This is a genomic window from Nocardia sp. CC213A (assembly GCF_030766805.1).
Lineage (GTDB): Bacteria > Actinomycetota > Actinomycetes > Mycobacteriales > Mycobacteriaceae > Nocardia > Nocardia otitidiscaviarum.
In genome coordinates this window covers 23,048-36,512 of sequence record NZ_JASFXA010000008.1, presented here as the reverse complement: position 1 = coordinate 36,512, position 13,465 = coordinate 23,048, and the positions used below count along the sequence as shown (strand labels likewise).

Genomic DNA, 13,465 nt, shown 5'->3' with positions numbered 1-13,465 from the left:
GCCATCGCCGCAGCGGCCTGGTGCGTGTGGACATACCACCGGCCGCTGGTGCCGTAGCGCCCGGGGGACGTGGGTTCTCGTGACGGGTGCTCTCGTGGTCGGCGTGGGTATGCGGACCGGGGCCGATGCCGCTGACATTCTCGATGCGGTGCGCGCGGTGGCCGCCGAGGTCGAGGTCGCCTGTTTGGCTACCGTGGACCGCAGGGCCGAGGAGCCCGGATTGGTCGCGGCGGCAGCCGAACTCGGCGTTCCGGTCGTTGCGTTCACACCGGACGAATTGGCGGCGGTGGCGGTGCCCAACCCCTCGGTGCGCACCGCCGCCGCGCTCGGCGCGCCGAGTGTGGCGGAGGCCGCCGCACTGCTCGCGGCGACGGGTGGGCGGCTGGTGGTTCGGAAACGCGTGGTCGGCGGAATCACGGTGGCGACGGCCATGTTCGGCGGACGCTAGCGGGTCCGCCGCGTCGATCGCATCGCGAGGCGGCCGTTTGGTTAGGGACGTCGCGCGTGGTTAGGGACGTCGCGCGTGGTTAGGGACGTCGCGCGTGATTTGGGACGCCCCGCGTGTTTGGGACGTCGCGCGTGGTTAGGGAGGCCCCGCGCCGGGTGTCGGCGCGGGGTCCCGTCGAACCGTGGCATGAAGTACTTCGTCACCACCGGCCCGTCGGATTGCTCAGGGCGCCACCGACGTCCAGTCCGCGAATCCGGTCGGGTCGTGGCGGCCCAGGCTGCCGTGCTCGAACAGCCCCCAACCCTCGGCATCCCCGCAGCGGGCCTTGCCCACATGGTCGATGACGCCGAACGGGATGCGGCCCGCGATGGCGGGGTCGGTGAGGTCGTAGCGACGGCTGTCGACCCAGCGGCGGCCCTTCCACTGGCCGTGCAGCCAGTCGGGGTCGCCACCGTAGCCGCAGCCCACGTTCAGGGCGATGAAGGTCCCAGCTTCGACCTCCACTTCCAGTGGTTTGCCGTCGGGGGTGGTCAGTTCGAGGCGCAGCGACACCGGAATCCGGGTGCCGGACTTGTAGGTGAGGTGCACCCGCGGCCAGCCGAGCTGTTCGATGCGCCCGTCGTGCCAGATGCGGGTGGCGTCGTTGAGCGTGCGGAATCCGTTGGGTTCCTCCTGCACGATGACGATGATGGAGAAGTCGTCGAAGCGCAGCGGCACGTACAGCCACCAGAAGCCCTGTGACGGTTCGTCGGCCGCGCGTCCCGGCGGATCGGATTCGCCGACGGGCCGGATGCCCCAGGACCGGTCCCGGGTCCCGGTCCACACCGCCGGATCGACCGTGAAGTCGGTGCCGTCCACGGTGAGCGTGCCCGACCACGATCCCACCTGCGCGAACCGCTGCGCGTCGATGATGGGCCGGTTCAGCCCGGTGATGATGGTGTGCGGCTCCTCCCGCACCACGGGAAACGCGCCCTCCCAGGTCATGTCGAAGGACAGCTCCTCGTGTTCGCACACCGCGCGGATCTTGTGCAGCGGCTCGATCACCTCCAGCCGGTACCCGCCGACGGCGAGATCCAGGCTGCGCTCGGTCAATGCGTCCGAGAAGCGCACCGCCCGTTGCTCGTTCCCGCGTCGCACGGTCGCGAAGGCGTCCACCACACCGAGATTCGGGTACACACCGAACCCGGTGACGAGGAAGGTGCCGCCGTCCCGGTCGGAGGCGTTGAAATAGCTGCGATCGTAGAAGTTCCGATCGCTGGTACCCACCCGCGCCATGGGCAGCGGCGTCTGATGGATGGGGTATTCGTCCAATGGACCGATCATGTCGTTTCCTCGGTTCGCGGGGTCAATCCCAGGCGTAGGTGCCGTCGAGCAGGGCCTGCAACAGTGGCCGGTGCATGACGTAGTCGTCGCGGTCGGCGGTGTCGGTGTCCTCGCCGAAATGGATCATGCGGCGTTTGATGCGCGCCATGACGATGCCGTGTCGCAGCGCCGCGTACATGAGGTACCAGTCCAGATCGCGCACGGTGTGCCCGGTGAACTCCTGGTACAGCCGCTCGACGTCGCTGCGCCGCATGAAGTCCGGCAGGCCCGGCTGGTCGAATCGGGTGGCGATGTCCTGGAAGAACCGGTGGATGAGCAGGGTCCACGCCACATCGAGTTCGCGCGGGCCGATGGCCGCCATCTCCCAGTCCAGCACCGCGACCGGATCGAAGTCGCCGAACATGATATTCCCGGGCCGGGCGTCGCCCCAGCTGAGCACATCCGGTCCGGGATCGGCGGGCCAGTGTTCCTCCAGCCAGTCGAAGGCCCGCTCCAGAATCGGGATGCGGTAGCCGTCGCGTGCGAGCGCCCAGTCGTACCAAGCCTTCTGGGCGTCTACGTGCCGTCGCAACGACGATCCGGTCCCGGCCAGCGTCGGAAATCGCTCGGCGGGGTTCTCGATGGCGTGGATCTTCGCGATCACCTCGATGGTGTTGCGGGTCACGGCGTATCGCTGCTCGGGCGTGGCGTCGAACAGCCAGCCGAGGAAGACGTAGGGCGGATTGTCCTCGGGCACCCGCCCGTGCACCCGCCGCATGACGAAGAACGGCGCGCCCAACACGCTCGGATCCGGCTCCAGCCATGCCAGCGGTGGCACCGGGACGGCGGTGGCCTCGGCCACCCCGGCCATCACCGCGAATTGGGTTGCCAGATCGTAGGTTTCGAAAACGGGGAAGGAACTGTCCTCCGGTGGCAGCCGCGCCACGAACGCACCACCGGCCGCCGCGCCGCGCTCGGTCCAGGCGGCGTCGAAGAGCAGGGTGGTGCTCGACATGCCGCCCGCCGTCGGACGGGTGATGGACGTGACCTCGGGCGGGCGGTCCGCCTCGACCTTGGTGGCGAGCCACTGCGCCAGCGCGGCGGCGACCGCGTCGAGGTCGCGTTCGGTGGTGGTCAGTTGCCGCCGCTGGTTGGGATCGGCGTCGGCCGATGTCATGGATCCTCCTGACACAGTGGGACGGTGAGTGGAATGTAACGCGTTCTAGTTGCCGTGCGCCATGAAATCGGCGGATGGGATTCGGTAGTTCCGGTCACCGGGATGATCCCTTGTCTTCCCCGGCTGTACTGGGGAAATACGCCGCGGTGTGGATGGCACGTAAGCCGGGAGGAGTACGTCGGCTCCGGCGGAACCGGGGTGGAAATCAGGGTCAGCCTGGAGGTCGCGCGCGCCCGGAATTCGTAGCGTCGAACTCTCGAGAAAGAGAGGGGACACCATGAGCGTGGGGACGGTCGCCGTCGACACCGACCTCGATCAGCCTCCGGCGGCCGCGACGCGGTGGAATCCGTTCACCCGCATCGCCTTCCGCTTCAGCTTCGTCTACTTCGGGCTGTTCTGCGTGCTCTTCCCGCAGATAATGCTGTCGTTTCTGGGGCCGCTCGCGCTGCGGCTGCCCGACGATCTGGTCATCCGATACGCGCAACTGCCCGCACCGGTCATCGAATGGGTGGGTCGCGCGGTCTTCGACGCCGAGGCGGTCGTGCGCACCGATTCGGGCAGCGGCGACCAGGTCTACTTCTTCGTCCTGGTGTTCTGCATCCTGGTCCTGGCGGTCGCGGCCACGGTCGTCTGGACCCTGCTGGATCGCCGGCGCACCGAATACCGTCGCCTGGCGGGCTGGTTCCTGCTCTTCCTCCGCCTGTGCCTGGCCACCCAGATGCTCCTCTACGGCTTCGCCAAGGCCATTCCCACCCAAATGGCGGAACCTTCGCTGGTGACCCTGCTGCAGCCGTACGGCGACTTCACCCTCATGTCGGTGCTGTGGAGCCAGGTCGGCGCGTCCCCGGCCTACGAGATCCTGCTCGGGGCGGCCGAGATACTGGGCGGTCTGCTGCTGCTCCTGCCGCGCACCGCGCTGGCGGGCGCGCTGCTGAGCCTGGTGAGCATGGCGCAGGTGTGGGTGCTGAACATGACCTACGACGTGCCGGTGAAACTGCTGTCGTTCCACCTGCTGCTGCTGAGCCTGGTGCTGCTGGCCCCGGAGGCACGCCGCGTGACCGCGGTGCTGCTCGGCGGCGCGGCCGGACCGTCCACGGCTCCGCGGCCCTTCCACGGCCGCGCCGCCCGAGTCGCCGCCGTGGCCCAGATCGCGCTGGCCGCGTGGCTGTGCGTCGGCTTCGCGCAGATCAATCTGGAGGGCTATCGCGAATGGGGCGGCGGTCGGCCGACCTCCGAGCTGTACGGCATCTGGAACGTGGACGAGTTCACCCGCGACGGCATTCCCCAGCCCCTGGTGCTCACCGATGAAAACCGTTGGCGGCGGGTCGTGTTCGAGGATCTCGAGGTGATCCACTACCAGCGGATGGACGATACGCTGGTGCCCGTGCTCGGCACGGTCGACGCCGCGGCGGGCACGATCGTCATGAAGCCGGATCCGGAGGGGCCCACCTGGGCGGACTTCACCTACGAGCGACCCGCTCCCGACCGGCTGGTGTTGACCGGCACGATCGACGGCCAGCCGGTCACCATGACATTGATGCGGCAGGACGAGAACGAATTCCCCTTGCGCGGCTCGGGATTCCATCTGGTGCAGGACTATCCCAACCTCGGCGGCGGCGTGCGGTGAGCCGGGCCGCACGGCGGAATGAGCAGCCCCGGCGGCCCCCGGTCGGCTCCCCGGCGAAACCTGGGGAGCGCGACGATGCCGACCGCGTGGTCGTACGGATCACCCCCACCAAGGTGCTGGGCCGCTTCTGAACAATCCGGTGCGACAGCCCGTGCGCCCGCGCCGGATCGGCACGGGCCTGGGTTTCGGGGGCGCACCCGGTGAGGTATCTATCGTTTGCCACACGGAAGCCGGTCGCATGTCGGGTCCGCTCGGCCACGCCGTAGGCTTGAACCTTGTGCAGAACACGTCAGCCGCATCTCATGACCGCGCCGGCGGCGACCCGAACTTCGCTCCCCGCGCGGGCGGGGATGAGCCGTACCTGGTCGGACTGGATCTGAACGGTCGTCGCGTCGTCGTCGTGGGTGGCGGGACCGTCGCCCAGCGGCGGCTCGGACTGCTCATCGCCTCCGGCGCGGACGTGCACGTGATCACCCGGGCCACCACCCCGGCAGTGGAGGGCATGGCCACCTCCGGGCAGCTCACCCTCACCCTGCGCGACTATGTCGACGGCGACCTGGACGGGGCCTGGTACGCCCTGGCATGTACTGATGAGCCCGACACCAACGCGGCCGTGGTCGCCGAGGCCGAGCGCCGACGCGTCTTCTGCGTGCGTGCCGACGCCGCTCGCTTCGGCACCGCCGTGACCCCGGCCACCGCCCGCTACGACGGTCTGACCCTTGGCGTGCTGGCCGGCGGCGAGCATCGCCGCTCGGCCGCCGTGCGCACCGCACTGCTCGAGGCGCTGCAATCCGGGGTGGTCACCGACGAGTCCGAACCGACCGCCCCGGGTGTCGCGCTCATCGGCGGCGGCCCCGGCGATCCCGATCTCATCACGGTGCGTGGCCGCCGCCTGCTGGCGCGCGCCGATCTGGTGGTGGCCGACCGGCTCGCCCCGCCGGAACTGCTCGCCGAACTCGGACCGCACGTCGAGGTGGTCGACGCCGCCAAGATCCCCTACGGCCGCGCCATGGCGCAGGAGGCCATCAACGACGCGCTCATCGCCGGGGCGAAGGCGGGCAAGTTCGTGGTGCGGCTCAAGGGCGGCGACCCGTACGTGTTCGGGCGCGGCTTCGAGGAGTTGGAGGCGTGCGCGGCGGCGGGTGTCCCGGTGACGGTGGTGCCGGGTGTCACCAGTGCCATCTCGGTGCCCGCCCTGGCTGGGATACCGGTCACGCACCGCGGCGTCACCCACGAATTCGTGGTGGTCAGCGGCCATGTCGCCCCCGACCATCCGGATTCGCTGGTGGACTGGCCCGCTCTGGCCCGGCTGCGCGGCACCATCGTGCTGCTCATGGCGGTGGAGCGGATCGAACAGTTCGCCGCCGCCCTGCTCGCGGGCGGCCGCGCCGCCGACACCCCGGTCACCGTCGTCCAGGAGGGCAGCCTGCGCACCCAGCGCACCCTGCGCGCACAACTGTCCACCGTGGCCGAGCGCGTGCGCGCCGAGGGCATCCGCCCGCCCGCGATCATCGTCATCGGCCCCACCGCCGGATTCACCGCGGGCACGCCGGACGCTGAGGCTGTGCCTATAGACCAGGGCGCGAGCTGAGCTGGCGGGTGGCGTGGGCTGAGTTGGCGGGTGGCGTGGGCTGAGTTGGCGGGTGGCGTGGGCTGAGTTGGCGGGTGGCGTGGGCTGAGTTGGCGGGTGGCGTGGGCTGAGTTGGCGGGTGGCGCGGGCTGAGTTGGCGGGTGGCGCGGGCTGAGCTGGCGGGTGGCGCGGGCTGAGCTGGCGGGTGGCGCGGGCTGAGCTGGCAGGCGGCGCGAGCTGAGCTGGCAGGCGGCGCGAGCTGAGCTGGCGGGTGGCGTGGGCTGAGTTGGCAGGCGGCGTGAGGTTGACGGTCGGCGTGGGCTGGTCGTGCGAGTTCTTCGGCGTCCTGTCGGGTTCGATCGGAGACACGCATCCCGCGGGCGAGAACCGACTGGCCGGTCATTCGCGCGTACGGACTGGTTGTGCTTGGTCGGTGTGCGAGCCTCCGGGGGTGGGCGATGGTTGAGGTCCCCGACGCGACGCCCAGTCGGACCGATCGTCGGTGTGCGTCGGTCGCGCCGGTTGCGCGCCTCAGGTCGGGGGCGTGTGGAGGCTACCGGGCGGGCGCTGCGTGGCTCCGCCCGCGCGGTGAGATCGGTTGGCCGTGTCCGGCATCCATTACAGTGGCTTGCTGTGCTCGATAAACCCGCTGCGACGATGCAGTATCCGGTGACCACGCGGGCGTTCGGGCTCGCAATCCTCGTCCTGAGCGGGCTGCAGCTGATGGTGGTGCTCGACGGCACCGTCATGATTCTCGCGCTGCCGCGACTCCAGGAGGAGATGGGCCTGTCCAGTTCGGGCAGCGCCTGGACCGTCACCGCCTACGGCCTGCCGTTCGCGGGACTCATGCTGCTGGGCGGGCGGCTCGGCGACTCGTTCGGCCGCAAACGCATGCTCATCCTCGGCGTCGCGCTGTTCACGGTGGCGTCCGCGCTGTGCGGTACCGCCACCAACGAAGCCTGGCTCATCGCCGCCCGCGCCTTGCAGGGCACCGGTGCCGCCATTGCCGCGCCCACCGCATTCGCGCTTGTGGCAAGCACTTTCGCGCCGGGACCCGCGCGCAATCAGGCCATCGCCATCTTCGGCTCCATGGTGGGGATCGGCTCGGTCGGCGGTCTGGTGATCGGCGGCGCGCTCACGCAGGTCGACTGGCGCTGGATCTTCTGGATCAATGTCCCCATCGGCATCCTCATCGTGCTCGGCGCGATCTATCAGCTGCGCGATACCGAGCACCATCGCAGCAGCATGGATGTGCGCGGCGCGATCCTGGGCACGGTCGCGGTGGCGGCCATCGTGTTCGCCGCCACCGAGGGGCCGGTGTACGGATGGGACAGTGCGATCATCCTCGGTTCGCTCATCGGCGGTTTCCTGCTGCTGCTCGTCTTCATCTTCGCCGAGCGCACGGTCGCCAATCCGCTGCTGCCGTGGTCGCTGTTCGACAGCCGCGACCGGGTGATCTCCTTCGCCGCCATCTTCCTGGCCTCGGGTGTGCTGGGCGCGACCACCTTCTTCGTGGCGCAGTTCCTGCAGAATGTGCTCGGCTACAGCCCGCTGATGGCCGGTCTGGCGAGTATCCCGTTCACGCTGGGCGCGGGCGTCGGCACGGCCGTCGCGTCCAAACTGGCCATGCTGGTCCCGCCGCGCTGGCTGCTGTTCGCCGCCGCCCTGCTGCTGGCCGCCGGGCTCTTCTTCGGCTCGACACTGGATCAGACCGCCGAATACTTCCCGACCCTGCTGATCCTGCTGTCCGTGGTCGGCTTCGCGGTGGGCACGACCATCGTGATCCTGCCGCTGTGCGTGCTGGTGGGCGTGGATATGGCGAATATCGGCCCGCTGTCGGCGGTCGGCCAGATGTTCATGAATATGGGCACCCCGGTCGCGGTCGGCCTGCTCAGCCCGGTCGCGGCCTCCCGCACGCTCTCGCTGGGCGGGCACACCGGCAAGGCCGCCGATATGAGCACCGCCGAAATCGCCGCACTCGGCAGCGGTTACACCCTCGTCCTGCTGGTCTGCGCCATCGGCACCGCCATCATGGGCCTGCTCGCCCTGACCCTGCGCTACACCCCCGCCCAGCTGGCGCAGGCCCAGCACAATCAGGAGGAAGCCGAACGCTCCTGAGCGCGGGTGGCGAAAACCACCGTGCGCCAGGGGTGTTGCGCGGGCCGACGATTCGGCACACTGCGTACATGAGTACCGACGCCACGCTGATGGAACGGTGGACGGCGCTGGCCGGTCCGCGGGCGCGGGCGGTGGGGGAGGATCTCGTCCGGCGGTACCGTGAGCCGCACCGGCGGTACCACACGGTCGAGCATCTGGCGGCCATGCTTGCCGTCATCGACGATCTGGCCGCGGCCGCCGACGATCCGGACGCCGTCCGCTACGCGGCGTTCTTCCACGACGCCGTCTACGCGGTCGACCGCGCCGACAACGAGGAGCGCAGCGCGCGTTCGGCGGAAGCGGCGCTGCCCGATCTCGGCGTGGATGCGGGCACGGTGGCCGAGGTGGCGCGGCTGGTACGCCTGACCGCCGGGCACGCCCCGCAACCCGACGACCGCAATGGCGCGGTACTCTGCGACGCCGACCTGGCCGTGCTCGCCGCGGACGAAACAGGCTATGCCGCCTACGTATCCGCCGTCCGCGCCGAATACGCCCAGATCCCCGACGACGCGTTCCGCGCCGGCCGTCGCGCGGTACTGGAGGGCCTGGCACGGCTACCGCGACTGTTCCACACCGACATCGGCCGCACCCGATACGAGTCCGCCGCACGAGCCAATCTCACCCGCGAACTCGCGGCGCTGTCGACTCAGCGGGTGCCCCACCTGTAGGTCCTTTCGCGCAGCGTCCTCGTTCACACGGCCAACGGAGCCGGTGCCAAGGCGGCCTGCCGGGGTGGATCATACGAACGCCAGACCCGCGCCAGCCGCCGCACCGCCTCCCGCAGTTCGCCCGGACCGGCGACGAAGCCGGTCCGGATCATGTAGAGACTGCCGCCGGTGGGGCCCAGTCCGGAATCCGGCAGCACCGCGACGCCGTACCGCAGGGCACGCTGGGCGAAGGAGATCCTGTCACCGTGGGTGGAGCCGCACCCGCAGCCTCCGCCCACCGGCAGTCTCGGGCACCCGCCATTCGGGCAGATGGTGGCCAAGGCGTGGCGCAGGAGACCGTGGCCTTCCTTGCGCTCGTGGGGCGGGGCGAGGCGCGGGCTGCCCGAGCTGGCGCTTTCCTGGAATGTATGGGCTTTGAGGTAGCAAGAGATATGAAATGTGGTGGCGTTGGGTGCCTTTCCTGACTTTCGCTGACGCCGGGTTGGGTGCCGTTGGCTGCTATTCCGGCCTGCGGACTGGCTGTGGTGGCGTTGACGCTTGAGGTCTGGCGGGGGTTTCAGAGCTTTGGGGATCACGGGGGTGCGGTTGGGTGCTGGCTGGAAGGTCGGGTGCGTGCTGGGCCTGGTGAATCAGGCCGTTCGTGATGTTGCTTGCGTGCGGCCCACTGGGGGTGGTCGGAACGCGTGGATGTGGCTGGACGGCGTGAGTGTGGCCGCAATGTGCGTCGGCGCGGCCCGACGGCGGAGGCGTGGCCGAATGATGCTGGGCGTGGCCAGATGATGCTGAGCGTCGCCGGATGACGCTGAGCGTGGCCGGACTGCGTGAGCGTGGCCGCAACGCGTGGGCGCGGCCCGACGCCATAGGCGGAGCCCGATGACGTGAGTCTCCCGGATGACGTGGGCGTGGCCGGATGGCGTGGGCGTTGGTGTGGCCGGATGGCGTGGGGTGTGGCCCGCGCGGGCAGGTGGCCGTGCGGGTGGTCCTGTATACCAGGTGCCCTGGTGGACGGTTGGTGTCCCGTCCGCAAAGGGTGTGGTGGTGGGCTTATTGCCGTAACGGTGGTGGTGGTAGTCCGGCGTCTTGTTTGACGCGCAGTCGGTGGATGGCGGGGCCGAGGAGTTCGTCGCCGTGGTGGCGGTGGTTGACCCGCCGCCCCCGTGCCGGGTCGTGGTGGGTGGGGGGCCGCCACCCGGTACGACCCGGATACCGGGTGTGCGTGTCGAGGCGTTCGGTGGCCCATCCGGTCGGGTCGTCGGGGTCCTCGGCGACCTGGGCGTGGTGCCGGTCGCAGACCAGGGTGAGGTTGTCGATATCGGTGCCGCCGTGGTGTGCCCACGGGATGAGGTGGTGCACCGCGCACATCGTCGCGGGCGCGTCACAACCAGGGAAGGTACAGCCGCGGTCGCGGGCCACACACGCCAGCCGCTGCCAGCGGGAGGCGAGGCGTTGTCCGCGTCCGAGGTAGAGGGGGACGCCGTCGCGGCCGAAGAGCAACAGCCACGGGTAGCGGCCTGCGGCCAGCCGCAGCGCGGCCGGGATCGACATGGTCGTGCCCGCGGCGGTGACCGCGTGTCCGGTGCCGCGTTCGAGGTCCTCGAGGCGCATGGTGAGCACGACCGAGACGGGCATGCCGCGGTGGCTGCCGAGGGTTTTCGCGCCCCCGGTCGCGGTCAGGAACGCGGTGAGGGCGTCATGGTTGCGTTGGGCGATGGTGCGGGTGTCGCGTTCGGCGGCGGCCTCGAGGGTCTTGGGGTCGATGGCGCGGGCACCGAGGGTGGGGCTGTCGGGGTCGGTGGGGTTGCACATGCCCGGTCGCGCGCCCTTGGCCAGCACCGCGTCCAGCAGCGCCCGCAACTGGGGGGTGAGCAGCCCGGTGATCTCGGTCATGCCGTCGATGCGTTGACGTCCCACCGTGATCCCCCGGACGCGGGCACGGTCACGGTCGTCGGTCAGGGTGCCGTCGGGGTCGAGGTGGGCCAGGATCGATTCCCCGACCGTCACGATCGCGTCCGGGGTCAGCTCGCACGCGTGCCGGGCCAACAGCTGTTCTGCCTCTACCCGTAATTCGGTCGGTACGGCGGCGGGGATGCGGTCCATGACCGTCATGATGCGGCGGGCGTGTTCGACCGACAGCAGCCCGGCCGCTTGCTGGGCGGCGGTGTGCGGGTATTCCGGTTCCCGGTCTTCGCCGTGCACGAAATGGAATACGCCGAGTTTCTGTGCTGCGCGTCGTCGTGCTCCGGCCTCGGCCATCGAGATCCGCAGGGTTTCGCTCAAATACTTCGCGAGGCTCTTGCATCCGGCGCGTTCGGGCAGGTGCCGGTCGCTGGTCTCGATGACCAGGCGATGCGACACCGCACCCAGTCGGGCGCGGACGGCTTCGACGCGTCGCATCAGTTCCACGAAGTCGGTGTCGGTGTAGCGGGTGAGGTCCTCGTCGAGCAGGGCGGTGGTCGCGGTCGTCAATTCCTCCACGACCGCGAATACCTCACCCGCCCCACCCGGATTCATACGTCGATTCTATCGTGAAATGCCTTGTGGGATAACGATGAAAACAGTTCACGCACCCCTTCTGGAACTGCGCTGTCGTTGCGTCCTACTCGTACAGCGTCTCGCCGCGGTGGGTGTCGAAGTACTCGCGAACCTCGGATATCTTGCCGTCCGCCACGACGAAGTTCGCGATGTAAGCATTGTCGTACTCGTGGCCCGACAGGGTGTTCGCCCTCGCTCGCCACTCGACAACGGCGTTCGAGTCGCCGATGGTCAGGCTCAGCAGTTCGGTGGTGAACGATCCCGGCTGCATCCGAGACGTCGCGATCGGGGAGAACTCGTCGACGATGGCGTCCGGCCCGTGCCAGACTCCGGAGTTGGGCAGACGGCCCGGTGCGAACCACCGCGCGTCATCGGTGAAGCACTCCTTCAGGAGCGTCGGGGACCCTGCCTGTATCGCATCGAAGTAGCGCTGGATGGCACCCTCGGTGGGGTTCTCGTCGGTCACCCGACACAGCGTAGCCGAATGGGAACATATGTTCGAATTCGAGGGTTGTTCCGGGTGTCATCCGGTGGCACTGCCATCGGTGGGGCCTGTCCGGGGCGACGGGTGCGAGTCCGCCCGGACAGGCTGACCGGGGGATCGGCAAGGTTAGCCGAGATGGCCGTCCGCGACCGTCAGTGCCTGATCCAGCAGCCCCAGACCCTCCTTGGCCTCGGCCTCGGTGATGGTGCACGGTGGCACCACGTGTAGGCGGTTGAAGTTCACGAACAGCAGCAGCCCGGCGGACTTGGCGGCGGCCACCGTGTCGATCATGGCCTGGCTGGTGCCGCCGTAGGGGGCGAGCGGTTCGCGGGTGCCGCGGTCGCGCACCAGCTCCACCGCCCAGAACACGCCGAGTCCGCGCACCTCGCCGATGCTCGGATGGCGCTCGGCCAGCTCCCGCAGACCCGGCCCGATGACGCGTTCGCCGATATCGGCGGCGTTCTCGACGATCCGCTCCTCGGTCATGGCCTCGATGGTCGCCACCGCGGCCGCCGTCGCCAGCGGGTGCCCCGAATACGTGAGTCCGCCCGGATACGCCCGGTCGTCGAAGGTGGCCGCGATCTCGGGGCTGATGGCGACCCCGCCCAGCGGCACGTATCCGGAGTTCACGCCCTTGGCGAAGGTGATGAGATCGGGCACCACGCCCTCGAAATGCTGGATGGCGAACCACTTTCCGGTGCGCCCGAAGCCCGCCATCACCTCGTCGGCGATGAGGACGATGCCGTGCCGGTCGCACAGTTCGCGCACCCCGGCCACGTATCCCGGTGGGGGAACCATGATTCCGGCCGTACCGGGGACCGGCTCCAGGATGATGGCCGCGATGGTGGCCGGTCCCTCGAACAGGATCGTCTGCTCGAGATGTTCCAGTGCCCGCTGCGACTCCTCCGCCTCGGTGCTCGCGTGGAACTGGCTGCGGTACAGGAACGGTCCGAAGAAGTGGACCACGCCGCTACTGCCGGTGTCGTTGGGCCACCGGCGCGGGTCGCCGGTGAGATTGACCGCGGTATCGGTGCCGCCGTGGTAGGAGCGGTAGCGGGCGAGCACCTTGGGGCGGTCGGTGTGCAGCCGCGCCATCCGCACCGCGTGCTCCACCGCGTCCGCGCCACCATTGGTGAAGAAGATGCGGTTCAGCTCACCGGGGGTGCGCTCGGCGATCAGCCGCGCCGCCTCGGAGCGGGCGTCGTTGGCGTGCGGCGGGGCGACGGTGCACAACTTGGCCGCCTGCTCCCGGATGGCGGCGACCACCTTCGGATGCTGGTGTCCGATATTGGTGTTGACCATTTGCGAGGAGAAGTCCAGGAGTCGGTTGCCGTCGCCGTCCCACACGTACGAGCCCTGGGCGGCGGTGATGACCATCGGTTTCAGCGCCGCCTGCGCCGACCAGGAGTGGAAGACGTGCTTGCGGTCCAATTCGTAAGCGCGGGCGGCCTGTTCGCGTGCCGCCTCGGGGGTGAGTCCGTTCGGAAGGGTCATGATGGT

General features: G+C 69.4%; 11 protein-coding genes. 5 read left to right on the top strand and 6 right to left on the bottom strand.

Features of this window, described 5'->3' with window-relative positions; all coding sequences use genetic code 11:
• The first annotated feature begins 79 nt into the window (after positions 1-79).
• Entirely contained in the window at positions 80-448 is a 369-nt protein-coding gene (locus QJS31_RS16310; protein ID WP_282782861.1) for a cobalamin biosynthesis protein, read from the top strand.
• A gap of 222 nt (positions 449-670) precedes the next feature.
• Here QJS31_RS16310 and QJS31_RS16305 read toward each other — a convergent pair whose 3' ends face one another.
• Complete coding sequence (locus tag QJS31_RS16305) at positions 671-1,771, bottom strand: hypothetical protein (protein WP_282782859.1); 1,101 nt, start codon at positions 1,769-1,771, stop codon at positions 671-673.
• A gap of 22 nt (positions 1,772-1,793) precedes the next feature.
• Positions 1,794-2,927: a phosphotransferase family protein gene (locus QJS31_RS16300; RefSeq protein ID WP_282782857.1), complete on the bottom strand. Its 1,134-nt coding sequence runs from the start codon at positions 2,925-2,927 to the stop codon at positions 1,794-1,796.
• Positions 2,928-3,204: 277 nt separating this feature from the next.
• Between QJS31_RS16300 and QJS31_RS16295 the strand changes: the two genes are divergently transcribed.
• From QJS31_RS16295 to QJS31_RS16280, 4 genes are all read left to right on the top strand, one after another.
• Positions 3,205-4,554 (top strand): DoxX family protein, encoded by a 1,350-nt coding sequence (locus tag QJS31_RS16295; RefSeq protein WP_306357068.1) that lies wholly within the window; start codon positions 3,205-3,207, stop codon positions 4,552-4,554.
• A 361-nt stretch (positions 4,555-4,915) separates the two neighbouring features.
• A complete protein-coding gene (gene cobA / locus QJS31_RS16290) occupies positions 4,916-6,145 on the top strand; it encodes a uroporphyrinogen-III C-methyltransferase (RefSeq protein WP_282782867.1) in 1,230 nt (409 codons plus the stop codon).
• 612 nt (positions 6,146-6,757) lie between these two features.
• On the top strand, positions 6,758-8,242 hold the full coding sequence (locus QJS31_RS16285; RefSeq protein ID WP_372341614.1) for an MFS transporter: 1,485 nt from the start codon (positions 6,758-6,760) through the stop codon (positions 8,240-8,242).
• A 68-nt stretch (positions 8,243-8,310) separates the two neighbouring features.
• Positions 8,311-8,949, top strand: a complete 639-nt coding sequence (locus QJS31_RS16280; RefSeq protein WP_282782852.1) for a metal-dependent phosphohydrolase — start codon at positions 8,311-8,313, stop codon at positions 8,947-8,949.
• A 23-nt stretch (positions 8,950-8,972) separates the two neighbouring features.
• On the opposite strand, the gene QJS31_RS16275 is transcribed toward QJS31_RS16280, so the two are convergent.
• The 4 genes from QJS31_RS16275 to QJS31_RS16260 form a co-directional block, all read right to left on the bottom strand.
• Positions 8,973-9,227: a hypothetical protein gene (locus QJS31_RS16275; RefSeq protein ID WP_282782851.1), complete on the bottom strand. Its 255-nt coding sequence runs from the start codon at positions 9,225-9,227 to the stop codon at positions 8,973-8,975.
• A 766-nt stretch (positions 9,228-9,993) separates the two neighbouring features.
• Positions 9,994-11,460 carry an HNH endonuclease signature motif containing protein gene (locus tag QJS31_RS16270; protein WP_306357067.1) on the bottom strand — a complete coding sequence of 489 codons (1,467 nt, stop codon included), beginning with the start codon at positions 11,458-11,460 and terminating at the stop codon, positions 9,994-9,996.
• A gap of 85 nt (positions 11,461-11,545) precedes the next feature.
• Positions 11,546-11,947 carry a nuclear transport factor 2 family protein gene (locus QJS31_RS16265; protein ID WP_306357066.1) on the bottom strand — a complete coding sequence of 134 codons (402 nt, stop codon included), beginning with the start codon at positions 11,945-11,947 and terminating at the stop codon, positions 11,546-11,548.
• A 144-nt stretch (positions 11,948-12,091) separates the two neighbouring features.
• Positions 12,092-13,459 carry an aspartate aminotransferase family protein gene (locus QJS31_RS16260; RefSeq protein ID WP_282783934.1) on the bottom strand — a complete coding sequence of 456 codons (1,368 nt, stop codon included), beginning with the start codon at positions 13,457-13,459 and terminating at the stop codon, positions 12,092-12,094.
• Between the last annotated feature and the right edge of the window lie 6 nt (positions 13,460-13,465).